At 67.1% G+C, this 26,476-nt stretch carries 26 protein-coding genes; 17 read left to right on the plus strand and 9 right to left on the minus strand.

Translation table 11 applies throughout. From position 1 onward, the window contains the following. Positions 1 to 14: 14 nt before the first annotated feature. Entirely contained in the window at positions 15 to 773 is a 759-nt protein-coding gene (locus ACPV3N_RS00705; protein WP_440113238.1) for a methyltransferase domain-containing protein, read from the minus strand. Between the two features lie 50 nt (positions 774 to 823). On the opposite strand from ACPV3N_RS00705, the gene ACPV3N_RS00710 reads away from it, so the two are divergent. The 6 genes from ACPV3N_RS00710 (at position 824) to ACPV3N_RS00735 (ending at position 6,221) form a co-directional block, all read left to right on the plus strand. Next, positions 824 to 1,633, plus strand: a complete 810-nt coding sequence (locus ACPV3N_RS00710) for a double zinc ribbon domain-containing protein (RefSeq protein WP_440113241.1) — start codon at positions 824 to 826, stop codon at positions 1,631 to 1,633. Positions 1,634 to 1,896: 263 nt separating this feature from the next. Then, entirely contained in the window at positions 1,897 to 2,277 is a 381-nt protein-coding gene (hisI, locus tag ACPV3N_RS00715; RefSeq protein WP_440113244.1) for a phosphoribosyl-AMP cyclohydrolase, read from the plus strand. A gap of 33 nt (positions 2,278 to 2,310) precedes the next feature. Further along, positions 2,311 to 2,775: a MerR family transcriptional regulator gene (locus ACPV3N_RS00720; RefSeq protein ID WP_440113247.1), complete on the plus strand. Its 465-nt coding sequence runs from the start codon at positions 2,311 to 2,313 to the stop codon at positions 2,773 to 2,775. A gap of 2 nt (positions 2,776 to 2,777) precedes the next feature. Next, complete coding sequence (locus ACPV3N_RS00725; RefSeq protein ID WP_440113249.1) at positions 2,778 to 4,577, plus strand: acyl-CoA dehydrogenase C-terminal domain-containing protein; 1,800 nt, start codon at positions 2,778 to 2,780, stop codon at positions 4,575 to 4,577. A 5-nt stretch (positions 4,578 to 4,582) separates the two neighbouring features. Then, complete coding sequence (locus ACPV3N_RS00730; protein WP_440113252.1) at positions 4,583 to 5,086, plus strand: GNAT family N-acetyltransferase; 504 nt, start codon at positions 4,583 to 4,585, stop codon at positions 5,084 to 5,086. Positions 5,087 to 5,336: 250 nt separating this feature from the next. Continuing rightward, positions 5,337 to 6,221 carry an OmpA family protein gene (locus ACPV3N_RS00735; RefSeq protein WP_440113255.1) on the plus strand — a complete coding sequence of 295 codons (885 nt, stop codon included), beginning with the start codon at positions 5,337 to 5,339 and terminating at the stop codon, positions 6,219 to 6,221. A 122-nt stretch (positions 6,222 to 6,343) separates the two neighbouring features. On the opposite strand, the gene ACPV3N_RS00740 is transcribed toward ACPV3N_RS00735, so the two are convergent. The 4 genes from ACPV3N_RS00740 to ACPV3N_RS00755 are packed head-to-tail and all read right to left on the minus strand — an operon-like array spanning position 6,344 to position 10,513. Beyond that, complete coding sequence (locus ACPV3N_RS00740) at positions 6,344 to 7,441, minus strand: PA0069 family radical SAM protein (protein ID WP_440113258.1); 1,098 nt, start codon at positions 7,439 to 7,441, stop codon at positions 6,344 to 6,346. A gap of 28 nt (positions 7,442 to 7,469) precedes the next feature. Then, a complete protein-coding gene (gene moaB / locus ACPV3N_RS00745; RefSeq protein WP_440113260.1) occupies positions 7,470 to 7,997 on the minus strand; it encodes a molybdenum cofactor biosynthesis protein B in 528 nt (175 codons plus the stop codon). Next, positions 7,998 to 9,758, minus strand: coding sequence for a transglycosylase SLT domain-containing protein (locus tag ACPV3N_RS00750; RefSeq protein ID WP_440113263.1), 1,761 nt, complete (start codon positions 9,756 to 9,758; stop codon positions 7,998 to 8,000). It abuts the gene before it with no gap. Then, positions 9,737 to 10,513: a uracil-DNA glycosylase family protein gene (locus ACPV3N_RS00755; RefSeq protein ID WP_440113266.1), complete on the minus strand. Its 777-nt coding sequence runs from the start codon at positions 10,511 to 10,513 to the stop codon at positions 9,737 to 9,739. Before ACPV3N_RS00755 ends, ACPV3N_RS00750 begins: the two co-directional genes overlap by 22 nt. 74 nt (positions 10,514 to 10,587) lie before the next feature. On the opposite strand from ACPV3N_RS00755, the gene ACPV3N_RS00760 reads away from it, so the two are divergent. The 7 genes from ACPV3N_RS00760 (at position 10,588) to ACPV3N_RS00790 (ending at position 18,624) form a co-directional block, all read left to right on the plus strand. After that, the gene (locus ACPV3N_RS00760) at positions 10,588 to 12,237 is read left to right on the plus strand and encodes an electron transfer flavoprotein-ubiquinone oxidoreductase (RefSeq protein WP_440113269.1); all 1,650 of its coding nucleotides are present in this window, start codon (positions 10,588 to 10,590) and stop codon (positions 12,235 to 12,237) included. Positions 12,238 to 12,247: 10 nt separating this feature from the next. Further along, on the plus strand, positions 12,248 to 13,057 hold the full coding sequence (locus ACPV3N_RS00765) for a 4-(cytidine 5'-diphospho)-2-C-methyl-D-erythritol kinase (RefSeq protein ID WP_440113272.1): 810 nt from the start codon (positions 12,248 to 12,250) through the stop codon (positions 13,055 to 13,057). A gap of 56 nt (positions 13,058 to 13,113) precedes the next feature. Next, positions 13,114 to 13,788, plus strand: coding sequence for an N-formylglutamate amidohydrolase (locus ACPV3N_RS00770; RefSeq protein ID WP_440117379.1), 675 nt, complete (start codon positions 13,114 to 13,116; stop codon positions 13,786 to 13,788). A 67-nt stretch (positions 13,789 to 13,855) separates the two neighbouring features. Further along, positions 13,856 to 15,700: a dihydroxy-acid dehydratase gene (ilvD, locus tag ACPV3N_RS00775; RefSeq protein WP_440113275.1), complete on the plus strand. Its 1,845-nt coding sequence runs from the start codon at positions 13,856 to 13,858 to the stop codon at positions 15,698 to 15,700. Between the two features lie 17 nt (positions 15,701 to 15,717). Further along, positions 15,718 to 16,053 carry a hypothetical protein gene (locus tag ACPV3N_RS00780; RefSeq protein ID WP_440113278.1) on the plus strand — a complete coding sequence of 112 codons (336 nt, stop codon included), beginning with the start codon at positions 15,718 to 15,720 and terminating at the stop codon, positions 16,051 to 16,053. Next, positions 16,040 to 17,437 (plus strand): NAD(P)H-hydrate dehydratase, encoded by a 1,398-nt coding sequence (locus tag ACPV3N_RS00785; protein ID WP_440113281.1) that lies wholly within the window; start codon positions 16,040 to 16,042, stop codon positions 17,435 to 17,437. Before ACPV3N_RS00780 ends, ACPV3N_RS00785 begins: the two co-directional genes overlap by 14 nt. Further along, on the plus strand, positions 17,434 to 18,624 hold the full coding sequence (locus ACPV3N_RS00790) for a class I SAM-dependent RNA methyltransferase (protein WP_440113284.1): 1,191 nt from the start codon (positions 17,434 to 17,436) through the stop codon (positions 18,622 to 18,624). Before ACPV3N_RS00785 ends, ACPV3N_RS00790 begins: the two co-directional genes overlap by 4 nt. 8 nt (positions 18,625 to 18,632) lie before the next feature. On the opposite strand, the gene ACPV3N_RS00795 is transcribed toward ACPV3N_RS00790, so the two are convergent. Genes ACPV3N_RS00795 through ACPV3N_RS00810 form a run of 4 tightly spaced genes read right to left on the minus strand, consistent with a single transcriptional unit; the run spans position 18,633 to position 21,366 of the window. Then, positions 18,633 to 19,406, minus strand: coding sequence for a hydrolase 1, exosortase A system-associated (locus tag ACPV3N_RS00795; RefSeq protein ID WP_440113287.1), 774 nt, complete (start codon positions 19,404 to 19,406; stop codon positions 18,633 to 18,635). Beyond that, the gene (locus ACPV3N_RS00800) at positions 19,403 to 20,089 is read right to left on the minus strand and encodes an alpha/beta hydrolase family protein (RefSeq protein WP_440113290.1); all 687 of its coding nucleotides are present in this window, start codon (positions 20,087 to 20,089) and stop codon (positions 19,403 to 19,405) included. Before ACPV3N_RS00800 ends, ACPV3N_RS00795 begins: the two co-directional genes overlap by 4 nt. Beyond that, positions 20,086 to 20,376, minus strand: a complete 291-nt coding sequence (locus tag ACPV3N_RS00805) for a phosphopantetheine-binding protein (protein ID WP_440113293.1) — start codon at positions 20,374 to 20,376, stop codon at positions 20,086 to 20,088. Before ACPV3N_RS00805 ends, ACPV3N_RS00800 begins: the two co-directional genes overlap by 4 nt. A gap of 36 nt (positions 20,377 to 20,412) precedes the next feature. Then, entirely contained in the window at positions 20,413 to 21,366 is a 954-nt protein-coding gene (locus tag ACPV3N_RS00810; protein ID WP_440113296.1) for a GNAT family N-acetyltransferase, read from the minus strand. A 24-nt stretch (positions 21,367 to 21,390) separates the two neighbouring features. On the opposite strand from ACPV3N_RS00810, the gene ACPV3N_RS00815 reads away from it, so the two are divergent. The 4 genes from ACPV3N_RS00815 (at position 21,391) to ACPV3N_RS00830 (ending at position 26,471) form a co-directional block, all read left to right on the plus strand. Next, a complete protein-coding gene (locus ACPV3N_RS00815; protein ID WP_440117381.1) occupies positions 21,391 to 22,905 on the plus strand; it encodes an acyl-CoA ligase (AMP-forming), exosortase A system-associated in 1,515 nt (504 codons plus the stop codon). Beyond that, the gene (locus ACPV3N_RS00820; RefSeq protein ID WP_440113299.1) at positions 22,902 to 24,131 is read left to right on the plus strand and encodes a pyridoxal-dependent decarboxylase, exosortase A system-associated; all 1,230 of its coding nucleotides are present in this window, start codon (positions 22,902 to 22,904) and stop codon (positions 24,129 to 24,131) included. Before ACPV3N_RS00815 ends, ACPV3N_RS00820 begins: the two co-directional genes overlap by 4 nt. 176 nt (positions 24,132 to 24,307) lie before the next feature. Beyond that, entirely contained in the window at positions 24,308 to 24,952 is a 645-nt protein-coding gene (locus ACPV3N_RS00825; protein WP_440113302.1) for an XrtA/PEP-CTERM system exopolysaccharide export protein, read from the plus strand. Between the two features lie 16 nt (positions 24,953 to 24,968). Beyond that, a complete protein-coding gene (locus ACPV3N_RS00830; protein ID WP_440113305.1) occupies positions 24,969 to 26,471 on the plus strand; it encodes an XrtA system polysaccharide chain length determinant in 1,503 nt (500 codons plus the stop codon). Positions 26,472 to 26,476: the final 5 nt, after the last annotated feature.

The raw sequence follows: 26,476 nt of genomic DNA on the forward strand, positions 1-26,476 counted from the left end.
CCGGCGCTCCGGGCCTAATCGTGCCAGCCGGTCATGGTCAGGATCTCCAGCGTCTCGACCACCCGGCCATGACGGTCCGCATCCTCGAGGAAGGTCCGGCGGGCCCGGTCGATGCCCTCTCGGGTCAACGGCGGGGCGCAGTCGGCAAGCGCGCTCGTAAGACCCTGCGCGCGCAAGTCGGCAACCAGGGTGTCGAGCGAGCCATATCGCAGCCGCAGGGTCCAGCTATCGGCGACCTGGCGATGGAAACCGGCGCGTTGCAGCAGCGCAGCACCAGACCGCGCGTCGACCGCCGGGTGCAGCCGCGCGGCCGGCCGCTCGCCGTCGGCGGCGAGCAATGCGGCGCGCAGCCGCGGCAGGCTCCCCGCGCCGACCATGCTCGCGATCATCACCCCGCCCTGGCCGAGTGCCACGCGCTGGTGGATCAGTGCGCCGGGCAGGTCGTTGACCGTGTCGAGCGCGCCCAGGTTGACGATCAGCCCGAACCCCCCGGCAGGGAAGGGCGCCTCGAGATCGATTGCGCCCGGTTCGGCCACGGTTACCCGAGCGCCCATGCGTTCGAGCACGCGGCCGAGCTCTTCACCGCCCGTGCCGATCACCAGCGCACGGTCCGGAGCGAGCCGCATGAAGTCGATCCGCTCCAGCGCGTCTTCGACCAGCGCCACGGGCAGCCAGTCGGCCGCGCCGCCGCGCTGCTGGAGTGCTCGCGCCCGCCGTGCGCGGGCGGCCTTGCGGGCTGCGCTGAAGATCTGGGGCGGCTGGTGGCTGGCCATGCGCGCGTCCCTGCGCTCCCGCCGGCGCGGAGGCAAGGGTGGGCTTCGGAGTGAACCTTGCCGCAACCTTCCGCGAGGGGTTGGCCCCGCTGGTCGATCTCGTCTTCCCGCCGCGCTGTCCGCTGTGCGGAGATGCGATTGGCGCGCAGACCGGCCTGTGCGCCGAGTGCTGGAGCGCGCTCGTCATACCCGGGGAGCCGGCCTGCGCGCGCTGCCAGCGACCGTTCGGCGAGATGCACGTGGGCGAGGGTGCTATCTGCGCCCCGTGCCTGGCCGTGCCGCCGCGCCATGACGGTATCGCGGCGGGAACGCTCTACGGGGAAGGTTCGCGCAAGCTGGTGCTCGCATTCAAGCACGGGCGGCGTATCGCGCTCGCCCCGATGCTCGCGCGGCTGATCGCCGCCCGGCTGCCCCGGCTGGAGGGGGACTGGATCGTCGTGCCAGTACCCCTGCATCGCTGGCGGCTGTGGGCGCGCGGTTACAACCAGGCCGCCTTGCTCGCGCGCGAGATAGCCCGTCTGACCGGCGCGCACATCGCGGTGGACGCCCTCGTGCGGACGAAACGAACCCCAGCACTCGGCGGGTTGGGGCGCAAGGCACGGGAGCGTACGCTGTCCGGCGCGATCGAGGTCGCCGGCCGGCGAAAGAGGACCATCGACGGGGCGCAGGTCATTCTGGTCGATGACGTCCTTACCAGCGGTGCGACGAGCAACGCCTGCGTCCGGGCGCTCAAGCGAGCGGGGGTAAGAACGGTGGTGGTGGCGTGCTTCGCGCGCGTGCTCGACGAGGCGCAAGGGCTGTCGGCAAGACCGGGGGACCAAAACGAAACGCCCGGGGCCGAAACCCCGGGCGCACCGTGACGAAAATCTTTGGACTTCCGGCCGCCAACCCCCTTTGGACAACCGTGGTCCGATCCCTCAATCGTCTGCCCACCGAAAGTCGCGGTCCGTTCCCCCGAACGGGCGCGGTGCATCCGGTAGCGGTCCCTGAACCTGGCGCTCTGTCGGCACCGGCGTTCCGGTTGCGGCCCTTCCGGGCTGCAGGCGATGTGTCTCATTGTTGCGGGTTTCCTCAAAGGGACATCTTGCGCCAGCGCGGTTTTTGGAAGAGGTCTGTTGTTATCGTGCAACAAACCCCTGACATTCCATCCGAAGCCCCCGAGGCACCGTTTACCCCGCGTTTCGATGCGGCCGGTCTGGTAACCGCCGTCGTGACAGATGTGGGCACCGGCGCGATCCTCATGCTCGCGCACATGGACGCCGAAGCGCTGGCCCGCACCCGTGAAACGGGGATGGCCCACTTCCATTCGCGCTCGCGCGGAAGGCTGTGGATGAAGGGCGAGACCTCCGGAAACACGCTCATCGTCGAGCGAATCCGCGTCGATTGCGACCAGGACGCGCTCGTCCTCGAATGCCGCGCGGCCGGACCGGCGTGCCACACGGGAGAGCAGACCTGCTTCTATCGCGAACTCGCTGGCGACGTTCTCCGACCCGTCAATACTTGACGCAAACGTAAAGGCGCGGCTATCCCCGCGCCCATGGCCGAACCCCATCGCACGCAGTCTTCTGCCACGAAATCCGAACACGGCGGCGCTCACCTCGATCGCCCCGATCTGCTCGCGCGCGAACAGTTCTCGATCTCCGACTTGACCGAGGAATTCGGCTGCACCGCCCGCGCACTGCGCTTTTACGAGGATGAAGGGCTGATCGCGCCGCGCCGCGTGGGCCTTGCGCGCATCTACTCCAAGCGCGACCGGGCACGCCTGGCGTGGATCATGCGCGCGAAGAACGTGGGCTTCAGCCTTGGCGAAATCCGCGAGATGATCGATCTGTACGACCTCGGCGACAACCGGGCGGAACAGCGGCGGGTGACTATCGAGAAGTGCCGCGCACACGTCGCCAAGATGAAGCGCCAGCGGGACGATCTCGATTCGGCCATCGCCGAGCTCACCGAATTCATTGGCCACGTCGAGCGCGTGGTGGACGAAACCAGCGAGGACTGACCATGCCCACCTATACGGCCCCGACCCGCGACACCAAGTTCATTGTCAACGAAGTCCTCGACCTTGCCAGCTACGGCAACCTGCCCGGGTTCGAGAGCGCCACGCCCGACCTGATCGATACGGTCATCGACGAGTGCGGGAAGTTCTGCGCGGAGGTCCTGCAGCCGCTCAATCAGGTTGGCGACAGCGAGGGCTGCACGCGCCATCCGGACGGATCGGTGACCACTCCGACAGGCTTCAAGGCGGCGTTCGACCAGTATGTGGAGGCCGGCTGGTCGACGCTGGCCTCGCCTGCGGCCTATGGCGGACAGGACATGCCGCACGTCCTCGGTTTCGTGCTCGAGGAGTTCGCCTCGACAGCGAACCATTCGTTCGGGATGTATCCGGGTCTCACCAATGGAGCGGTCAACGCCTTGCTGGCCTACGGCAGCGATGAGCTCAAGGACAAGTACGTCCCCAACATGGTGGCCAACAAATGGCTGGGTACGATGAACCTGACCGAGCCGCAGTGCGGCACCGACCTCGGCCTCATCCGCACCAAGGCGGAGCCGCAGGCCGACGGCAGCTACGCGATCACCGGGACCAAGATTTTCATCTCGGCGGGCGAGCACGACCTGACCGAGAACATCATCCACCTCGTCCTTGCCAAGACTCCCGGCGCACCCGACAGCAGCAAGGGGATCAGCCTGTTCGTTGTGCCAAAGTTCCTCGTCAACGACGACGGCTCGCTGGGAGAGCGCAACGCCGTCCAGTGCGGCTCGCTCGAGCACAAGATGGGCATCCACGGCAATTCGACCTGCGTGATGAACTACGACGGGGCGAAGGGCTGGCTCGTCGGCGAGGAGATGAAGGGCCTGGCGGCGATGTTCGTGATGATGAACGCCGCGCGGCTTGGCGTCGGGATCCAGGGTCTCGCCCAGGCCGAGGTGGCCTACCAGAATGCCGTTGCCTATGCCCGCGACCGGCGTCAGGGCCGCGCGTTGACCGGCCCCGCCGATCCCGAACAGAAGGCGGACAGCATCATCGTTCACCCCGACGTGCGCCGCATGCTGATGGACGCCAAAGCCTTCACCGAGGGCATGCGTGCGCTGTACCTCTATGCGTCGCTGCAGGTAGACCTGACCCACAAGGCACAGACCGAGGAAGAGCGCGACCTAGCGGACGACCTGCTCGGCCTGCTCACCCCGGTGATCAAGGGTTATGGCACCGACAAGGGCTTCGACACCGCGGTGCAGATGCAGCAGGTGTTCGGCGGGCATGGCTACATCGCCGAATGGGGCATGGAACAGTTCGTGCGCGATGCGCGGATCGCCCAGATCTACGAAGGCACCAACGGCATCCAGGCCATGGACCTGTGCGGCCGCAAGCTCGCCAGCAAGGGCGGCGCGGCGATCCAGGCGTTCTTCAAGCTGGTCGACGAGGAGGCTGCCGCTGCGGAGGGCGACCTCAAGCCGCTGAGCGATGCGCTCGCGAAGCTGGTCGGCGAGCAGAAGGCGGCGACGATGTGGTTCATGCAGAACGCGATGGCCAACCCCAACAACCTGGGCGCAGGTGCGCACCATTACATGACGATCATGGGCCTCGTCTCGCTGGGATGGATGTGGCTCAAGATGGCGCGAGTCGCCGCGGCTCAGCTGGCGCAAGGCACTGGCGACGAGGCGTTCTACTCGGCCAAGCTGAAGACGGCGCGCTACTTCTTCGAGCGCTTCGGACCCGATGCCGGCGCCTTGCGGCGCAAGATCGAGGCGGGAAGCGAGGCTATGATGGCGCTTGATGAGGACATGTTCCTCACCGCCGCCTGAACCTGATGGACCTGCACATCCGCTCAGCCATACCGGCCGACGCGGAAGCAGTGGCCGCGATCTACGCGCATCACGTGTTGACCGGGACGGCCAGCTTCGACACCGACCCGCCGTCCGCGTCCCGCTGGACCGACAAGATCGGCGACATCCTTGCCCGCGGGTGGCCGTTCCTGGTGGCGGAATGTGGGGGAGCCGTCGCGGGATATGCCTACGCCAGCCAGTTTCGCGACCGGCCGGCGTATGCGCGCACTTGCGAGGACAGCATTTACGTGGCGAGCGGGCTGACCGGGCAGGGCATCGGAACCGTCCTCCTCGAAGCACTTGTCAAGGCCGCGCGGGACTGTGGCTTCGAGCAGATGATTGCCGTGATCGGCGGAGCGGAGCCGGCCAGCGCAACGCTGCACGCGAAAGCAGGGTTCGTGGAAGCGGGCCGGATGCTCAAGGTCGGGCACAAGTTCGGCAGGGTTCTCGACACCCTCTACATGCAGCTGGATCTGACCGCTGGCTGACGCCTGCCGCGAACTCTCGAGCACGGTTCGCCGCGTCACACGCTCCGGCCGTCGGGACTCCCTGCACCAACAGCCAGCCCGTTCATGTGGCCGAAATATGGCCCCGAACAGCGGGTCGGCAACGCCGGGCGGGTCGCTCTCGTCCTGTCCAGCGTCCGAGCATGTTGGGGGTTAGCACCGCCGACCACCTTTGCGCGGGAGGACGGACCGCGAGGAGTTGATCGGCCGGGAAGGATTTAGGAGTTTCAAGATGCACGCACTTTCCAGGAAGACGGCGTTGCCCCTTCTGCTGGCGACCCTTGCCATGCCGCTGGCAAGTGGCGGGGCCGCGCAGGATGCGCAGCCGACGACCTATGGCGATGACGGCCTGACAGTTTTTGGCACCCCGCCGGCCGACCTTGCCGGCCTGCCTGAAGGTCCGGAGGTCGACGGCTTCATTTCGGCGCGCAAGGGCGATCGGTTCCAGGTGACCGGCGAGACGGGTGAGAAGACCGTCATCGGTATCAGCGCCGCGACCGAAGTGAAGGGCAGCGGCGGCTTCCTGGGTCTAGGCAGCACCAAGCTTGGCCAGGATGCGATCCTCAACGGCCTGCCGGTGACCGTGAAGACTGTGCAGTGGGGCGGCGGGCTCGTCGCCAGCGCGGTCAAGTTCAAGAAGGGCGACTACAGGACCGCCGCGATGATCAGCCGCGGGACCGCGCAAGGGTTCGCCGAACAGACTGCGGCAACCGAAGCGCTGCGCAGCCGGGTTGCCGATATCGACAATTACAACGTCAAGGGCACGACCAACGTGTTCTTCGACACCGGCAAGTACAACCTGACGCCCCAGGCCCAGGCCGATCTGTGTCAGGCGGCAAACCAGGCGCAGGCGATGGACAACGCGCTCCTTCTGGTCGTCGGCTATACCGATTCGACCGGCGGGTACGAGATCAACCAGACGCTGAGCGAGAAGCGTGCGAGCCGGGTGGTCAACTACCTCCAGCAGCAGTGCGGCTGGAAGCCTTATCGCATGCTGACCCCGACTGGCATGGCCGAGGCCGATCCGCTGGCCGACAACTCGACCGCCTACGGCAAGGCGCAGAACCGCCGGGTCGCGGTGAACATCCTCGTCAGTAAGGCTGTCGATGGTATGTAGTCGGACCGGGCGGGCGACGGCCCTCGTGCCGCGCCCGCCCGAAACCGTTCACAGGCCCCGAGGCATACCGAATCTCTGCCAGCTATCACGCCTTCCCATTGCCCGGGCAAAGTCCGGGCTCGCTAGAGAAGGCGCATCTGCCCGCCGGTCTCAGGTGGACGGAAGCTCGTGCAATCGAGTTCGAACCGGTGCTTGCCGATCCCCGCGCGCCTGCATGCCAGCGTAAACCGGGCGCGGAACAACTCGGCCCACACGCCCGATGGCTTCATCCGGGTAAAGAAACCAGGGTCGTTGTCCCGTCCCCCACGGATAGACCGGACGATCCCCATCACCTTGTCGCCGCGCTCGGGAAAGTGAACCGAAAGCCATTCGCGAAAAAGCGGTGCGACCTCGTGCGGCAGCCGGAGCGGGATCCAGCCCGCCGATCGAACGCCGAGCGCAGCGGCGCGCGAAACGATCTCCTCCATGAATTCGTCGGTGATCGCGGGGATGACCGGTGAAACCGAGCAATGCGCCGGCACGCCGGCCTCGACCAGCTTGCCGAGCGCGGCAAGCCGCTTCGCAGGCGACGCCGCCCTTGGCTCGAGCTTGCTCGATAGCCTTGCGTCGAGGCTGGTGACCGAGATGCTCACTGCAACCAGCCGTCGCTCCGCCAGCTGGACGAGCAGGCCGAGGTCGTCGAGCACGCGGTCGGACTTAGTGGTGATCATGACCGGGTGCCGGGCGTCGAGGCAAACCTCGAGCACCTGCCGCGTGATCCGGTAGCGGCGCTCGATCGGCTGGTAGGGATCGGTGTTGGTTCCCATCGCAATAGGGCGCGGCCGGTAGCGCGGCTTGGCGAGTGTCTCACGCAGCAGCCGCGCCGCGTCGGGCTTGGCAAAAAGCCTGGTCTCGAAGTCGAGCCCGGGCGAAAGGTCGTGGAAGGCATGGGTCGGCCGCGCAAAGCAGTAGATGCAGCCATGCTCACACCCGCGATAGGCATTGACCGACCGGTCGAAGCCGATGTCGGGCGAGGCGTTGAAGCTGAGGATGGTCCGGGGCCGTTCCTCCGTAACGGTGGTGCGCAGCTTCACCGGAGGACCGTCCAACCGCTCAACGTAGTCGCGCCAGTCGCCGTCCGCTTCCCGCTCGGCGAGGCCGAAGCGGGTCGGCACCCGTGATCCTTGCGCGCCGCGTCCAGCGACCTCGGGTTCGAGTCGGCGTTCCATCCGCGAGAACATACACGGAACAAATGGCCGGATTAAGCGTCTACTTTTCCCGCAGGCGAGGCATCAGCTCGACAAAGTTGCAGGGCCGGTTGCGGCTATCGAGCTGTTCGGCAAGGATGCCGTCCCACCCGTCCTTTACCGCTCCGTTGGACCCGGGAAGGGCGAAGACGTAGGTGCCGCGCGCGACCACCGCCATCGCGCGGCTCTGGACGGTACTGGTTCCGATCGACTTGAAGCTGAGCCAGCGGAACAACTCCCCGAAACCGGGGACGTCCTTGTCCTTGACCCGGTCGAGCGCCTCCGGCGTCACGTCGCGCCCCGTCAGTCCGGTCCCGCCCGTCGTCACGATCGCGTCGATTTGCGGATCGTCGATCCAGGCGTTCAGTCTATCCGCGATATCGGTCGCGTCATCCTTCACGATCGCGCGGGCGACAAGCGCGTGTCCTGCCTGGCTTATCCGGTCCGCCAGGATGTCGCCGCTGGTATCGTCGGCGGTCGTGCGCGTATCGGATACGGTGAGCAGAGCGATATTGATCGGCCGGAACGCGCGGCTGGAATCGATTGCCATCTAACGGCGCGAAAGCCGCACGCCCTTGCTGCCCGACAGCTCGGGGAAGGTCGGCCAGAGCCCTTGCGCGAGTGCGAGGCGGCTGTCCGAGCCTGCGCCCGCCTGCCGCTCGTACATCCAGTAGTTGCGCATGACGATTGCGACGTAGCCGCGGGTCTCCCAGTACGGGATGCTCTCCATGTAGAGTAGCGGATCGCCCTCGTCGTTGATCTCGGTGTTCCAGCGGGTGATCGGCGAGAGGCCTGCGTTGTAGGCGGCCATGATCTTGGGCAACAGCCCGCCGGTGGCCGTGCTGTCGCGCAGCATGGTGAGGTTTTCCTGCCCGAAAGCGAGGTTGGTCGCGGGGTCCGACAGGTTGACGTAGCTTGCACTCATGTTGAGTCGAGGGGCGTGCTGGCGGACCGTGATCGGCGTGATCTGCATCAACCCCTTCGCCTGCGCCGGGCTGACCGCGTTCACCTGGAACCGCGATTCCTGCAGTGCGTGAGCGAAGGCGAGCGCCGGATCGACCTGCCAGCCGTTCGCCGGCTGCCAGCGCGGGGCGGGGTAGCGCAGGGCGGTTTCGGCGCGCGCGCCGCGCGGGGCATTGGCCGCCATCCACAACTGCGTGGAGGGCAGGCCGAGTTCACGCGCCAGGCGTGACAGCGCGTCGTACTCCCCGGCCGGTCCGATCCGGGCTTCGTGTCTCAGAACCTCGTCGGCAAGCGCGTCGCGCCCGATTTCAGAAAGGGCGACGGCGGTCCTGACATTGTTCGATCCGCGAAGGCGTTGCCAGTCGGCAAGGTCGAAATCGGCAGTTCGCTTGCCTCCGGGCAGACCCTGTCCAAGCGCTTCGCGCGCCAGCATGCCATAAAGTGTCTCGTCCATTCGCGCCGCGCCGCGCAGGTGTTCGGCAGAACGTTCGGGCTGGCGGCAGCGGATGAATGCGCGGCTCGCCCAGTAATGCGCGGCCGCGGTCAGTTCAGGGTTTTGCGCCGAGCCGGCGGCCCGTTGAAAGGCGTCTGCCGCTCCCGCGCAATCGTCGAGCCGCCATGCGGCGAGGCCCGCAGTCCAGTCGCCTTCGCCGACCCATGCGCCGCTCCCGCCGTCGCGCACGGTTTCCGCCATCGCGAGCGCGGCGGCGTTCTGGTTCTCGATGTAATAGCTCCACGCGACGCGCTGGCGCCATTCCGCGCGGGCGGCCGGGGATAGCGAAGCGTCAACCCCGTCGAGCAGGAGGCGCGCACCGCCGGGATCGTCGTTCTTGATCCGATCGAGGATCGCTGCCTTCACGTCAGCCGGCATCGTTCCGTCGTCGATGGCAGACGGCAGGACCCGGCGCGGCGCATAGCCCTGCGGCACGAGGCGCTGCTCCGGCGGCAGGGGCGGTGTCGCGGTCAGCCCGCGCTTTAGGCCGAGGTTGGCCATCTGCTGCGCCATCGGGAGGCGGGTGCCTTGCGAAAGCCAGGCCTCTATCGCCGGCAATTCGACCTTGGGACTTGCCGCATCGAGGTAGTACTGCGCGCGGGCCACCTGGTGCAGCGGGCCGTCGGGCCGCTCGGCGAACATCGTGTCCACCTTCGTCCAGTCCTTCGCGTCGATCGCGGAGAACAGGGTCTTGTACCAGTCTCGTTCGGACTGGCTGAGCAATTCGGGGACGTTCGTGCTCGTCGCGCGCTTGCGGAAATATTCGGCAGCACTGGAGTTGGCGAGCGCCGGGGTCGTAGCCGCGAGCGCGAGCGCGCCTGCAAAAAGGTAAGCTAGTCTTGCGCGTCGCGCCATGCGTCGGTGTCCGTCCAGTCCAGCCAGCGCCGCCAGAACCGGGCCCGCAGCTGCCAGTTGCCGAGCAGCCGTTCGAGCCCCGCTTCGAACAGCGCGGGCACCCTTCCGCCTTCATGGTTAAAGCTCTGTAACTTTTGAGCACCTTGCGCCGGATCGTGCCCGCAAAGCGGCAGGATGTTGCGTCCGAACGCGATGAGCCGTTTGGGCCGTACCAGCGCGACGTGGTGAGCGACCAGTGCGCTCATCCCGTGACGCCGGACCTGGTCCCAATCTGCAAGCGGGGTGTGACGCGGCAGGACGGACGCGCGGTATACCGTGTTGAGGCCCAGACCCGCAGCGAGCGCAAATCCGCTCAGGAGATTCCCGTGGGGGCCGGACAGGAGCATTTCCCGATCATCTTCCTCGGGCATGGGGACCAGGATCATCAGCTCGGGCCCGGCCGCGCCGATGGGACCGAGGCGCGGCGCGAGGCCGCCCTCGTCGAGCGACGGTTCGGTCAGCCACCACTGCCTGAAGGATTCAAGATCCTGTGGCCACCCTTCCCGCGGGCCGCCGATCGTCGGCTCTGGCACGGCAACCGGCGTGGGCCTGTCGGGGACGGGCCGTGCGGGCTGCGTTCGATCGTCAAGCTTTGCCGGATCGGCCAGCCAGGTGCGGGGATCGTCGTGGAATACCGCGTCCACGCCCGCTTCGCGCCACCAATCGAACGCCGCGGCGATATCGGCTGCAAGAGGGGAGGGGGCGGAGCGCTGCACGGGAGATGGGTCTTGACCTCACCCGCGCGTGCAATCAAGCCGGTCGCGAACATTAACGGGGAGCCGACCAGGCAATGAGCGAACGCGAATCGATGCCGTGCGACGTGGTGATCGTCGGGGGAGGTCCGGCCGGCCTCGCTGCGGCAATCCGCCTCAAGCAGCTGAACGACGCGCTCGAAGTCGTGGTGCTCGAGAAGGGTAGCGAGATCGGCGCGCACATCCTTTCGGGAGCGGTGGTCGATCCCAAGGCGCTCGACGAACTGCTTCCCGAATGGCGCGACCAGGGTTGCCCGATGGTCGAGACCCCGGTCACCGACAACTGGCACTGGGTGCTCTCGAAGAAGGGCAAGACGAGCATCCCGCACCTGCTGATGCCGCCGTTCATGTCGAACGACGGGTGTTACACGGGGTCGCTCGGAAACATGTGCCGCTGGCTCGCCGAGCAGGCCGAAGGCCTGGGGGTAATGGTGTTCCCCGGCTTCCCCGCCGCCGAAGTGCTGTTCGACGACGAAGGCCGCGTGGCCGGCGTGATCACACAGGACATGGGCGTGGCCGCCGATGGCAGCCAGAAGCCCGATTTCCAACCGGGCATGGAAATCCATGCGAAGTACACGCTCTTCGCCGAAGGCGCGCGCGGCAATCTCACCAAGCAGATGAAGGCGAAGTTCGACCTCGAGGCTGATTGCTGCCCGCAGGTTTACGGCCTCGGCGTGAAGGAGTTGTGGGACATCGATCCCGACAAGCACGTGCCCGGCCGCGTGATCCACACGCAGGGCTGGCCGCTTTCGGAAAGCGAAAGCTGGGGCGGCGGGTTCCTCTACCACCAGGCGAACGGGCAGGTTGCGCTGGGGTTCGTCACCGCGCTCGATTATCGCAACCCGTGGGTCAGCCCGTTCCAGGAATTCCAGCGCTGGAAACAGCACCCGGCGATCCGCGAATACCTCGAGGGCGGCAAGCGCGTGGCTTATGGCGCGCGCGCGATCAACGAGGGAGGCTGGCAGAGTGTGCCGAGGCTCGCCTTCCCCGGCGGCGCGCTGATCGGCTGCGCGGCGGGCTTCGTGAACGTGCCGCGCATCAAGGGCAGCCATACGGCGATGAAGAGCGGAATGCTCGCCGCCGAGGCGATCGCCGCCGCGATCGGGCGCGGCGAAGAGAAGAGCGCGCTGATGGACTACGACGCGGCGGTGCGTTCGAGTTGGATCGCCGACGAATTGAAGCTGGTGCAGAACGCGCAGCCGGCGGTCGCCAAGTTCGGCGGCGACATGGGTACGATCGTCGCGGGCCTCGACATGTGGCTGCGCTATCTCAAGATGCCGATAATCCCGGCATTCAAGCACGAGCCCGACTACGAACTGACCGGCCGCGCTGACCTCTACCCGAAGATCGAATATCCCAAGCCCGACGGCAAGATCAGCTTCGACCGCCTGACGAGCGTGAGTTTCAGCTATACCAACCATGCCGAGGACCAGCCGGTCCACCTCAAGGTCAAGGACATGGAGCTGCAGAAGCGGAGCGAGCTTGGCGTCTACGGCGGGCCCTCGCAGTTCTACTGCCCGGCGGGTGTCTACGAATGGCTGGTCGACGAGGCCACCGGCGCACCGAAGTACCAGATCAACTCGCAGAACTGCGTCCACTGCAAGACCTGCGACATCAAGGACCCCAACCAGAACATAAACTGGACCACGCCCGAAGGCGGCGGCGGGCCAAACTATCCGAACATGTGATCACGCGCCGGTGCGCGAGACCGCCTACGCCAAGATCAATCTCGCGCTGCACGTCCGGCGGCGGCGCGAGGATGGCTATCATGCGCTCGAGACGTTGTTCGCGTTCGTCGATGCCGGGGACGACCTGTCAGCCCGAAGATCGGAGCGGGACGACCTGACAGTATCCGGCGAGTTCGCGCCGCAACTGGTTGATCCATTGGGTAACATCGTCGCCAAGGCGCTCTCCAAACTGCCGCGCCCGGACGGGATTTCGATTGCGCTCGACAAGAAACTGCCGGTCGCCGCAGGGCTTGGCGGGGGGTCGGCGGACGCGGGGGCGGTGTTCCGCATCATCGAGGCGATGCACGGGCTGCCCGACGAATGGCGGGAACGCGCCGCCTCGCTCGGCGCCGATGTGCCCGCCTGCGTCGAGAGCAAGATGTGTCTCGGCCACGGCACCGGCACTCAATTGTCGCGCGTGCTCAATGACCTGGAGGGGACTCCTGTGCTGCTCGTCAACCCGCGGGTGCCGCTTGCCACGGCGCCAGTGTTTGCCGGGTGGGACGGCCGCGATCGCGGGCCGCTGCCGGATGGTCCCGCCTCGCGCATCGCTGCAGATGGGCGCAACGACCTCGAATCGCCCGCCATTGCGCTGGTGCCGCAGATCGCGGAGGTGCTTGACGCGCTGCGCGAAACCGGCGCATCTCTTGCCCGTATGTCGGGTTCGGGAGCGACGTGCTTTGCGCTTTATCCTTGCATGGACGCCCTGGGCGATGGCGCCGCGCGCCTTGCGACCGACAGGCCGGGCTGGTGGCAGATGAGCGGGAGCCTGCGTTCTTGATCAGCGATTGGCAGCCGTGGCGCCGGGTGGGTCCCGAACCACGACGCAGGGGGCTTGTGCTCGTGGCGGACCACGCCTCGAACTTCGTGCCCGGCGATGTCGAACTGGGGATCGACCCAAACCTCCTGAGTGAGCACGTCGCGCTCGACATCGGGGTCGAGGGTGTCGCCGAGCGCATGGCGCGCCGTCACGGCGTGCCGGCGCATCTGGCTACAGTCAGTCGCCTCGTGTGCGATCTTCACCGCGAGGAGGATCATCCGGCAGTCGTTCCCACTACCAGCGACGGGCACCTCGTTCCGGGCAACATCGGCGCGAATGTCGAAGCCAGGCTCGACCGCTTCCACCGCCCCTATCATCATGCGCTGGCCAAATGGCTCGACGAAGCCGATCCCGGACTTATCATTTCCTTGCATAGCTTTACGCCCGCTCTTTCAAGCAGGGTCGAGGAACGGCCCTGGGAGGTCACGCTGCTCTATAACAAGGACGACCTGCCCGCGCGGCATGCCATCCGCCTTTTTGGCGAACAGGGACTGACGGTGGGTGACAACCAGCCCTATTCCGGCAAGGAACTGAACGCGACGATGAACCGCCACGCCGAGATGCACGGGAGGCATTATCTCGCGATCGAGGTGCGACAGGACCAGATCGTGACCGAAGCAGGCCAGGCCCGCTGGGCGGCGATGATAGCCGACGTCGCCGGCCGGGTGGCACTCATGCTTGAGGCGGCGTAAGGAAAAGCCGTTGGGGTTCGCGCGGCGTCTGGCCTAACCGGGTCCCGACAGCCAAGGATCCTTGCCCATGCCCGAACTTCGCTCCCGCACGACCACCCACGGCCGCAACATGGCCGGCGCGCGCGGCCTGTGGCGTGCGACAGGGATGAAGGACGACGATTTCGGCAAGCCGATCGTCGCGGTCGTGAACAGCTTCACCCAGTTTGTCCCCGGACACGTTCACCTGAAAGACCTTGGCCAGCTCGTCGCGCGGCAGATCGAGGCTGCGGGCGGGGTCGCCAAGGAATTCAACACTATTGCCGTCGATGACGGCATCGCGATGGGGCACGACGGTATGCTCTATTCGCTTCCCAGCCGCGAGCTGATCGCCGACAGCGTCGAGTACATGGTCAACGCCCATTGCGCCGACGCGATGGTGTGCATCTCGAATTGCGACAAGATCACCCCCGGAATGCTGATGGCCGCGATGCGGATCAACATCCCCGCAGTCTTCGTGAGCGGCGGGCCGATGGAAGCGGGCAAGGTCGTCGTAAAGGGCAAGGAGGTCGCCCTTGACCTCGTCGATGCGATGGTCGCTGCCGCCGACGAGAAGTACACCGACGAGGAAGTGGCCGACATCGAGAAGGCCGCTTGCCCCACGTGCGGCAGTTGTTCGGGAATGTTCACCGCCAACTCGATGAACTGCCTGACCGAAGCTCTCGGGCTGTCGCTGCCCGGCAACGGGTCGGTACTGGCTACTCATGCGGACCGGCAGGGGCTGTTCGAGCGCGCGGGGCGACTAGTGGTCGAGCTATGCCGTCGCTACTACGGCGAGGACGACGACAGCGTGCTGCCGCGATCGGTCGCCTCGTTCGAGGCGTTCGAGAACGCGATGAGCCTCGACATCGCAATGGGGGGGTCGACCAACACCGTACTCCACCTGCTCGCCGCGGCGCACGAGGCGGGGGTCGATTTCACCATGCAGGACATCGACCGGTTGAGCCGTGAGGTGCCGTGCCTCTGCAAGGTCGCCCCGGCAAAGAGCGACGTCCACATGGAGGACGTCCACAGGGCGGGGGGGATCATGGCCATCCTGGGCGAGCTCGACCGGGCGGGGCTCCTCCACACTGCCTTGCCCACCGTGCATTCACCCACGATGGGCGATGCGCTTGCCGATTGGGATGTGCGGCTGACGAACAACCCCAAGGTGCAGGATTTCTACCGCGCCGCACCGGGCGGGGTGCCGACACAGACCGCTTTCAGCCAGTCACGGCGCTGGGACGATCTCGACACCGATCGGGCCAGCGGCGTGATCCGGTCGAAGGACCATGCATTCAGCCAGGACGGCGGCCTCGCGGTGCTGTTCGGCAACATCGCCAAGGACGGATGCATTGTGAAGACGGCCGGCGTCGACGAGAGCATCCTTACCTTTGGCGGACCGGCGAAGGTCTTCGAGAGCCAGGACGCTGCGGTGGCGGCGATCCTGACCGACCAGGTCGTCGAAGGCGATGTCGTGGTGATCCGCTACGAAGGGCCGCGTGGCGGGCCAGGCATGCAGGAGATGCTCTATCCGACGAGCTACCTCAAGTCGAAGGGGCTTGGCGCCGCATGCGCCTTGGTGACCGATGGGCGGTTTTCGGGCGGAACGAGCGGGCTGTCGATCGGCCACGCCAGTCCCGAGGCTGCCGAAGGGGGAGCAATCGGTCTCGTCGAGGATGGCGATTGGATCGAGATCGACATCCCCAACAGGACCATTCAGCTGGTCGTGCCCGACGATGAATTGGCCCGCCGCAGGATCGAGCAGGACAAGAAGGGCTGGTTCCCAGCCCGGCCGCGCCCGCGCGCAGTGTCCCCAGCGCTCCAGGCCTATGCCGCGTTGACGACCAGCGCTGCGCGCGGCGCGGTGCGCGACGTAGGCAGGCTGCGGCGTTGAAGCGGTTCGCTCCGGTCATGGCAGCGCTCTTGGTCGCGGCCTGCGGCGGGGAGACCCAGCCGCAGGCCGCGGAGGGTGCGACGCGTATCGAATGCGCGCTGGGCGAGGGCGGCAATATGGGCCCCGATTGCCTCGTCGAAAGAGTCGCGGGTGAAGAGGGCGGCGAATTCGTCGTCCGCCATCCCGACGGCAAGTTCCGCCGCTTCCGGATCGCGCCGGATCGCCGCGGGATGATTGCGGTCGACGGTGCCGACGACGCGGTGAACGCGATCGCGGGCGACCCGCCGGTTCTGGAAGTCACCGTCGGTGCCGATCGCTACCGGTTTCCGGCAGATATCGATGCAACCCGCTGATCAGGTTCTCACCGCGGCGCAGATGCGCGCCGCCGAAGAAGCGCTGATCGCAGACGATACCTCCGTCGACGAACTCATGCTGCGCGCCGGACGCGGGGCGGCGGAATGGGTCTGGCGGGTGGCGGCCGGGCGAGGGGTCACGGTGCTGTGCGGTCCCGGAAACAACGGGGGCGACGGCTACGTCATCGCGGAAACCCTGCGGTCACGCGGCCTGGGGGTGAAGGTAGTTGCGCCCTGCGAGCCGACAACCGAGGCCGCGCGCAAAGCTCGATCGGCCTGGGGCGGCGAGGTCGCGACGGCGCCTGATGGTGCCCATGGCGGTATCTTCGTCGATTGCCTGTTCGGTTCGGGACTGACCCGCGCCCTGTCCCGGGACCACGAAGCGCTGCTGGCCCGGCTTGCCGCGGACCATGCATACACCGTTGGCGTCGATCTCCCGAGCGGCGTCTCGACCGATGACGGCGATCTCCTTGGCGCGGTGCAGCCTTGCGACCTGACGCTGGCGCTGGGCGCATGGAAGCCGGCTCATTTTCTGATGCCCGCGCTCGGCGTGCTCGGCGAAACGCGGCTGGTCGAGATCGGGGTCAGCCCCATCGGGGACGCGGCCGGTGTCTATCGGCGTCCACGCTTCGTCCCCCCGGCACGGGATGCGCACAAGTATTCGCGCGGCCTTGTCGGGGTGGTAGCCGGTCGGATGCCGGGCGCCGCGATCCTCGCTGCGACGGCGGCCATGCGCGGCGGGGCGGGGTACGTGAAACTCCTTTCGGCGCATTCGCATCCGGCAGCACCGGCCGCGCTGGTGGTCGATACATCCGATCTCGACACCGCGCTCGGCGACCGGCGCTGGTCGTCGCTCGTGGTGGGACCCGGACTGGGCCGCGATGCGCTCGCCCGAACGATGCTGGGCGCGGTGCTCGACGCGGGAAAGCCCACTGTGCTTGATGCGGATGCGCTTCATCTTCTCGACGACGACCTTCTCGAAGGCGTCGATCCCTCGCGGCTGCTTCTGACCCCGCATGAAGGCGAACTGTCCCGCCTTTGCGCCGCGCTGGGCGTGGTGGCCGAGGGCAAGGTCGACCGCGTGAAGTCGCTCGCCGGCGCGACGGGCCTGACCGTGCTGGCCAAGGGTCCCGACACCGTCCTGGCCGCCGCCGATGGACGCCTCGCGTTCTTTCGGCCAGCACCGACATGGCTTGCGGGCGCCGGGACGGGCGATGTGCTCGCAGGATTGGCGGCAAGTCGCCTCGCAGTCGGCAGACCCCCGTTCGAGGCGGCGGGCGAGGCTGTCTGGATACACGGTGAAGCGGCCCGACTGGCCGGGACCAGCCCGATTGCCGACGATCTTGTGCAGCATATTTCATATGCTTACGACCGTTTCCTGTGACGAGCGGCGAAGAAATAGTTCGCGTGGCCGCGAGGGGCGACGGTGTGACGGCGAGTGGTCGCCACGTCGCGCTGGCCGCGCCGGGCGACGTCGTGCTCGCAGATGGAGCCGTGCAACCGGGACCGCATCACGCAGTTCCGCCCTGCCGCCATTTCGGTCGCTGCGGGGGATGTCAGCTGCAGCACCTCGACGATGCTGCACTGGCGGACTTCGTGAGCGACCGGGTGCTGAACGCCGCGAGGGCTCAGGGCATCGAGCCTGCCGGCATTGCCGCGGCGCATTTGTCCCCTCCCCGAAGCCGTCGCCGGGCGACGCTCCATGCCCAGCCCGCCGGGGGAAAGGTCGTCATTGGATTCAGGGAATCCGCTTCGCACAGGATAGTTGACCTTGCGGAGTGTCATGTCCTGCGACCCGAGCTGTTCGCGCTCGTCGCACCCCTGCGGACGATGCTGTCCGCCCAGCGGGGGCGGTGGGCAGTCGACGTCGAGCTTTCGGTGACCGATCGAGGGGTTGATTGCGGGCTCAAGGGGTTTGTCGTGGAGGGGCTCGAAGCGACCGAGGCGGCGCTCGATTTCGCCCGGAGCCAACGTCTCGCGCGGCTGACGGTCGACCTGGGCTTCGGTCCCGAGGCGGTTTGGGAGCCCGAGCCGGTCACCGTGACGCTTGGCAGCGCGTCCGTGCCGCTGCCGCCCGGATCCTTCCTTCAGGCTACCGACGACGGCGAAGCCGCGCTGGTCGCAGCAGCCCGGGAATGGCTGGCGAACAGCGAGCACGTTGCCGACCTGTTCGCGGGGCTCGGTACGTTCGCCTTTGCGCTCGACAAGCGCGTCGACGCCTACGAGGCTGCGCGCGGCGCGCATCTCGCATGCCGGGCGGCGTCGGCGCGGTCCGGCGGACGGGTGTCGGCGCACCACCGCGACCTCTTCCGAAATCCCCTTGCGCCTCACGAAGTCGGCGCTTTCGACGCCGTCCTGCTCGACCCCCCGCGCGCCGGCGCGCGCGAACAGGTTGCCGCTATCGCGACCAGCGGCGTCAGCCGGGTGGTTTACGTCAGTTGTAACCCGGTCAGCTGGGCGAAGGACGCGCGAACGCTAATCGACGCGGGCTTCGTGCTGGCCGAGCTGAGGCCGGTGGGCCAGTTCCGCTGGTCCACGCACGTCGAGCTTGCCAGCCTGTTCGTCCGCTGATCGCGGGTTCAGGCGCGCAGCATGGCCAGTAATTCGCTGTCCAGAAACTCGCGCGCGTGGGGTTCGACCCACGCATGGCTGGCGCCAGGGCAGCGCGTGAGGCGCGCGTCGCCATCCGGCCAGTTCGCATCGAAAGCCTGTGCTGTCCGGTCGGCTCCCGCGAGGATGATCCTGGCAGGACCACTGAACCCTGCGAGCCCGGCCGCGATTTCTCCCGCGAGATTCGAGGGTCTGCCACCGGGCCTCGCAGCCTGGAGCAGTCCCCGTGCCAGCTTGGGAACGTCCACTCCGCCCTTCAGCAACCGCAGAATTTCCTTCGGATCCTTCAGTTTTGCCGAATAGCGGGCGCGGACGGCGGCCGGTGGGGGGACGGAGCCTGCATCCTCAAGGGTCCAGGGATTGGACAAGACCAGGGCGTCGAAGCCATCGCCCTCGGCCAGCATCAGAGCGCTGGCGGCGTCGCAGTTGCCGAAGCCGACCACCCGGTCCACGTGGGGAGCGATCGCGCGAAAAGCCGCCAGCGCTGCCTCCAGGTCCTTGCGGCTCTTGCGGAATCCCTTGTTCTCGCCCCCGCTGTCGCCGACTCCCCGGCGATCGAAGCGGAATACCGGGAAACCCTTTCGCGCAATGCGCGCGGCCAGCGCGGCCTGGCCCGAAAAGGCACCGCTGCGCACTTCGTTGCCTCCGGAGACGATCAGGAGGCCGCTTGTGCTCGGCGCAGTGTCAAGCGTGCCCGCGAGCATGGTACCCGCGCAGTTGAAGGTAAGATGGAGGCGGCTCATGCGCCGCCGATCCCGATAGCGATCATCGCCGCAAGGGCATCGGCCTGCTCGGGATCGTCGTCGGGTTCGGCGCGCAGCCAAAGGGCCGCTCCGCCGAGTGCAGCCTGCTCGATCTCGATCAGGTCGCTCGCCGGCTCGGCAGCCTCGAGATCGCGGAACATCGCGGCTCCGATGGGCCACCCCGCAAGCTCGATTCCTTCGCTGCGCCCGAGCGCCATCAGGTCTTCCGTTCGCTCGTCGCGGCCGGCTTCCCGGGCAGCGATCGTGCGCGCCCGGATCATCGAGCGCAAGACCTGTCGGCCGCCGGCGGGAGCATACTGCCAGCCTGGCAACGCCTCGGGCACGAGCAAGGCCCCGGCACGAATCGACAGCACGTGAGTGGCGGAAAAACGGGTCGCGGCGGCGGCGGACGCCTCGCGCCAGGTATCGAGCGTCTGCTCGGACAGCTTCGCCAGGCTCTCGTTGCAGCCCGGCAAGTCGGGCAGCATGGAATCGATGCCCGACAGGTCGAGTCGACGCATCACCTCGACAGTCGTTCGGCGCAGCTTGTTGGCCTCGTCGAACCACGCGGGAAGAACGAGCACACGCGCTTGCCGACGCCCGTCGAAAACGAGCGCCATCTCCTCTCGCGTCCCGCCGCCAGCAACGGGACACGGCCATTCGACGAGGTCGAGCGAGGTCACGTCGCTGCGGCTTTGCCCTCGGCGAAGGCCAGCAGACCGCCGTAGGTTTCGAGCATCTCGCCGTCGACGTCGTCGTCGTCGATGACGATATCGAGCCGGTCTTCCATTTCCGTGAGCAACCCGGCGACGGCCATCGAATCCAGTTCAGGCAGGTGTCCAAACAGGCCGGTGCCCGCATCGAATGCGGCAACCCGCTGGGCATCGAGGCCAAGGACATCGCCGAGAATCGCGCGAAGCTTCGCGTCGATCGCCGCGCGACTTGGCGCGAGATGGTGGCCGTCAGTCATCCGGGCTTTTCCCCTCACGAAAGCGCGGGCTGCGCCCTAGCGAGCGCGCTGGGCCTGCGCAAGCGCGCGCTTGGCCAGTGCGGGCCAGGCTTTCGGTTGCCGGGGGTCGAGGCAGTCGATGCGGTAGCGTGGCCGGTCGACCTCCATCCAGTCGCGCTTGTACGGATCGTCACCGGTTCCGAAATCGACGAGTTCGACCCGGTCGTGATCGATCACTCGCTCGAACAGCGCGGCGCTGAGCGTGGTTCCCGCCGAAAGGGCGCTCGCGTCCTCCCGGTGCGCGAGCTTGTGGATGTAGGCCGTGCGATCTTCGACCGTCCAGAACTGCGCAGCGACCGCTTTACTCTCATGTGTCCGGGCGACGCCCAGGCGGATGCGGCCGGCTGCGCCCTCGGCCTGCGCAAATCGCCGCAAGAAGGCGGGATCGCCCTCTTCAGGTTTCCAGCTCTCCGCATAGATGGCCTCGTACTCGGCCCAGGCATCGGGGTCGAAACGATCGAATATCTCCACCTCGACCTTCTTCCCCTTCCTCTTGAGCGTCGTGCGCATCCGGCCGGGACGGGCAGCCCAGTAATCGGCGAAGCTGCGGCCCCGGACGGGCAGGACATGATTATGGTCACAGGGCTCGGTGCGGACATGCCATCCCGCGATCCTGAACGCCTGCTCCAGGCGGTCCGCGCTGCCGTCCTCGTTGGGAACCGGCCACAGGGTGACGCGGTGGGTCCTGTCGCGCAGGTTCCGTGCAATCGAAGCGAGGAGGACCAGGTTGTCGCCCCGCGGGCGCCAGGTGAATGCGTACCAGTTCCGGTAGGCTTCGATCCGTCCGTTCGCTTCGGTCAGCACGAGTTCGGCGTTGCCTGCCCGCGCGACGAGCGGAGCCTGGCCCGCCTCGGCGAGCAGCGTGAACCATTCCGTCCGCTCGAACGGCCCGCAATCCGCATCTGCGGCTTGCAAGACGTTAACCGTGTCGTGATAGCTGACCGCGCTCAAGCCCGTTTCGCCTTCGGAGTGTCCATGCCAGTTGCGCTCGATCCCCGGCCCCGGCCGCTCGATCACCTCGCCGAACGGGGCGAGGGACAAGCGTCGGCGCTGGTCTTGCGCACCGGCACCCTTAGCTTCGAGGGCTTAAGAACCCGTGTCGGACTGCTCGCAGCGTGGCTGGCACAACGGGCGGCCAGGGGCGACCGCATCGCAAGCTGGGCGGCGAAGGGTGAGACGACCTGTCTCCTTCCGCTCGCCTGTGCCCGCGCGGGGATGGTCCACGTGCCCATCAATCCCCTGCTCAAGCGGATGCAGGTCGCGCACATCCTGGCAGACAGCGGCGCGGTGATGCTCGTCGGCACCAGGGCACGGCTCGACAGCCTTGAACCCGGCGACGTGCCAGGCCACTGCGCCATGATCTGCGAGGCCGCGATTTGGGACGGTGCCGAAGGTTGTGATCCGATCGGTCCGTCGGCCGAGGATCCCGGAAAGGTCGCCGCCATCCTTTATACGAGCGGTTCGACGGGCAAGCCCAAGGGAGTGATGTTGAGCCATGCGAACATGTGGCTCGGCGCCGTAAGCGTTGCGCATTACCTCGACATGGCGCCAGACGACGTGACGCTGGCGGTCCTCCCGTTGAGTTTCGATTACGGGCAGAACCAGCTCTTCAGCACCTGGTATGCGGGCGGATGCGTCGTCCCGCTCGATTACCTCGTGCCCCGCGACGTGGTGAAAGCCTGCGCAAGACACGGCGTCACGACACTGGCGGCAGTGCCGCCGCTGTGGCTCCAGCTGGCCGAGATCGACTGGCCCGAGCATGCCGCAGCTCCACTGCGCCGGCTGACGAACAGCGGGGGCGCGCTGACCGAGCCACTGGTAAGAGCGCTGCGGCAGACGTTTCCGCAGGCCCGGCTATTTCCAATGTATGGCCTCACCGAGGCTTTTCGCTCGACTTACCTGGACCCCGCGCTGGTCGATACCCACCCGACCTCGATGGGGAGGGCGATCCCCTTCGCGGAAATCGTCGTCGTGGCCGACGATGGAACCGTGGCGGCGGATGGGGAGGAAGGGGAGCTCGTCCACGCCGGACCGCTCGTCGCACTCGGCTACTGGAAGGACGAGGTCCGCACGGCCGAGCGGTTCCGGCCCGCACCCGATGCATCGCACTCCGGCGGGATGGCGGTGTGGTCGGGCGACCGTGTGCGGCGCGAGGCCGACGGCCTGCTTTACTTCGTTGGCCGGCGCGACGCGATGATCAAGAGCGCCGGCAATCGCATCAGTCCGCAGGAGATCGAGGATGCGGCGATTGCTAGCGGTCTGGCGGCAGAGGCCGTCGCGGTCGGCGTGCCCGACAAACGGCTGGGACAAGCGGTGTGTCTGGCGGTGCGCCCCGTTGGCGCGTTCGACGAGGATGCCTTGCGCAAAGCGCTCGGGGCGACGTTGCCCAACTTCATGCAGCCCAAGATCATCCGCCAGTATGCCGAGATGCCGCGCAACCCGAACGGCAAGCTCGACCGCAACATGCTGGCTACGGAACTGGGCGCATGAAGCCGCTCGGTCCGATCCCGAGCGGGTACGAAGCGATAAACGGGCAGCTCGCGGTCGGCGAGCGGACCGCGCGAGAACTCGTAGCAGAAGCGGGCGGGACGCCCCTGTTCGTCTATTCGCGGCGCCACATGACCGATCGCATGATCCGGTTGCGCCGTGCCATGCCCGAGCGGCTGGCGATCCACTACGCGGTGAAGGCCAATTCCTGGCAGCCCCTGCTCGAACACATGGCGGGGCTAGCCGACGGGTTCGACATCGCCTCCGGTGGCGAGCTGGCCCAGGCCACCGCGGCGGGGATCGACCCGGCGCTCATCAGCTTTGCCGGGCCCGGTAAACGCGACCGGGAGCTTGAAGCGGCGATCGCGGCTGGGGCGACGATCAATTGCGAAAGCGAGAACGAGGCGCGCCGCGCATTCGCGATCGGCAAGCGGCTCGGCAGGCCGCCCCGCGTCGCAATTCGCGTCAATCCGGATTTCGAACTTCGTGGAAGCGGCATGAAAATGGGCGGCGGCGCCAAGCCCTTCGGCATCGATGCAGAGCGCGTGCCGGCGCTCGCGCGCGAGGTGATCGCGGTGGGCGCCGAATGGCGGGGCCTGCACATCTTCACCGGAAGCCAGGCTCTCGACGCCGAGGCAATCGCCGAGACGCAGGGCAACGTGCTGGACCTTGCCGACCGGCTTGCACGCGAGATCGGTCACGGCCCGCTTCCCAGGCTCAACATGGGCGGCGGGCTGGGGATCCCCTACTTCGCGGGCGATGCCCCTGTCGACCTCGAGATCGTTGGCGCGCGCCTTGCCGCGCGGTTCGCAGACTTGCCGGACACGCTTGCGGACACGCAGCTCTGCATCGAGCTGGGTCGGTTCCTGGTAGGCGAGGCAGGGGTTTACCTCTGTCAAATAGTCGACCGCAAGCAGAGCCACGGCGAGACCTACCTCGTCACCGATGGCGGTTTGCACCACCAGCTTGCGGCGTCGGGCAATTTCGGCACGGTCGTGCGCCGCAATTATCCTGTCGCCATCGCTACCCGCTTCGATGCGCAGGCGGACGAGGAAGCGAACGTCGTGGGGTGCCTGTGCACCCCGCTCGACCGGCTTGCGGACAAGGCCATGCTGCCCCGGGCCGAGGTCGGCGACATTGTCGCGGTGTTCTGCGCAGGGGCCTACGGCGCCAGCGCGTCCCCTGCCATGTTCCTTGGCCAGGGCCCGGCTCACGAGATGCTGGTTTAACCTTTACCCGGGCACTGTCCCGATATGGGACCGGCCCTCTCAAGGCCCCTCAAACCTAACGGTATGTTCACCAATTTCGGCCAGACAGCAGGCCGGTACCCGCGCCTGTGCGGTGCACCGGGTAGCTCCCGGACGATGCACCGTGACCGCGCAACGCGAGCTTTGAGGATGCATCGATGCTGATTCCCCGTCCTTTCCGCCTTCTCGCCAGCACGACCCTCGGTGCGCTGATGCTGGCCGGCTGTGCGACCGGTGGCGGGGGCCAGTTGCCGCCCGCGTCCTTCGTCGCGATGCAGGAAGGGCCGGGCGAGGATTACGTTATCGGACCCCTCGACGAGCTGACCGTCAGTGTCTGGCGCAACCCCGAATTGAGCGCGGAGAAGATCCAGGTTCGCCCCGATGGCCGCATCACCACGCCGCTTGTCAGCGACATGCCCGCGGTCGGCAAGACCCCGGCGATGCTGTCCGAGGATATCCGGCTCCAGCTTTCGCAGTACATCGAGGAGCCGCTGGTCAGCGTCATCGTCACCAACTTTGCCGGGACCTTCAGCCAGCAGATCCGGATAGTCGGCGCGACCGAGAAGCCGGCCAGCATCCCCTACCGGGCGAACATGACGGTGCTCGACGCGATGATCGCGGTCGGGGGTCTCAGCGAGTTCGCCGCGGGCAACCGGGCCAAGCTGATCCGTTTCGACAAGCAGGCGGGGCGGCAGAGGGAATTCGGCCTGCGGCTCGGAGACCTGCTCAAGCGCGGCGAGAGCGAGGCCAACGTCATGCTCCAGCCGGGCGATGTGATCATCATCCCGGAAAGCATGTTCTGACAGGGCCCGGCGCGCGATGAACGAAGTCTTCGAGGAACTGCGCGCAGCCGCGTACTCGGCCTGGACCAGGCGATGGCTGGTGCTGGGCGTCGCCTGGGGCGTGTGCCTGCTCGGCTGGATCGCGGTGGCGCTGATCCCGAACGCCTACGAATCGAAGGCGCGGATCTACGTCCAGCTCGACGATGTGCTGTCCGAGCAGCTCAAGATCGCTAACGGCGGCGCAGACGAGATCCAGCGGGTCAAGAAGACCCTCGCGGGCGCGGTGAACCTGGAGAAAGTGGTCCGCGGAACCGACCTCGGCAGGGACATCGCCAGCCAGCGCGAGATGGAGAAGGCGGTCGCGGCACTTGCCGAGGACGTCAAGGTCGAGAGCGTCGAGGACAACTTGTTCACCATCACCGCGCAGATCGGCAAGCGCAAGCTGTCGGATGCCGAAAACGCCCGGCTGGCGCAAAACGTCGTGCAGAAGCTGATCGACATTTTCCGCGAGGAGAACATCGCCGGCAATCGCGGCGAAGTTGCCGAAACGGTGGTCTTCCTCGACCAGCAGCTCGAGGAAAGGAAAGCCGAGCTCGAAACGGCCGAGGCGAAGCTCTCGCAATTCGAGGCGGAGCATCCCGAGCTTGTCGGCGGATCGACCGCGATAGCCGGCCGCCTGTCGGGCACCCGGCAGGAGCTGCGCGGTGTGGAGGCAGACCTTGCCGCCGCGCAGAGCGCGCTCGCCGCGATCAGCGGTCAGCTCGCCGGTACGCCCCGGACGCTCGCGGGCGCGGGCGACGGCAGCGCGCTGGGCCAGGCACAGGCCCAGCTGGCCGGGCTTCAGGCGCGCGGGCTAACCGACAGCCATCCCGACATCGTCGCATTGAAACGCCAGATCGCCCTGCTGCAGAAAAGCGGCGCGGGAAGCGCTGCGGCGGGCATGCCCAATCCCGCCTACAGCTCGCTCGTTTCGATCAAGGCGGAGCGCGAAGCGAACGTCCAGGCGTTGCTGGCCCGCAAGGCGGCCCTCCAGGCCGAGATCAGCGGGGCGATGGCCGACCAGGCGAGCGAACCGGCCGTCTCCGCCGAAGCGAACCGGATCAGCCGCGATTACGAAGTGCTGAAGAAGAAATACGACGAACTCCTCCAGAACCGCGAGGAGATGCGTTTGCGCGGGCAAGTCGAGAGCGAACGCTCGAGCTTCAAGTTCGACGTCGTCGATCCGCCCACCACGCCGCGTCAGCCGGCATCGCCGAATCGCCCGCTGCTGCTGTTCGGCGTGCTCGTGGCGGGAATGGCGGCGGGCATCGGCACCGCGTTCGCGCTTTCGCAGGTGAGGTCGACCTTCGCCACTGCGGCGGCCCTCGAACGGGCGTTCGATCTGCCCGTGCTCGGCTCGATCTCCGAGACACTGTCGGAAGGGGGCAGAGCGCTGCGGGCGAAGCGGATGAAAATGTTCTACGCCGGCAGCGGAGCGCTCGCCGGCCTGTTCGTGGTGCTGCTGGGGATCGAGTTCGTCCAGCGCGGCATGGTCGCGTGAGGGGG

Source organism: Tsuneonella sediminis, from assembly GCF_051912845.1.
In the GTDB taxonomy this organism is placed as follows: Bacteria; Pseudomonadota; Alphaproteobacteria; order Sphingomonadales; family Sphingomonadaceae; genus Tsuneonella; species Tsuneonella sediminis.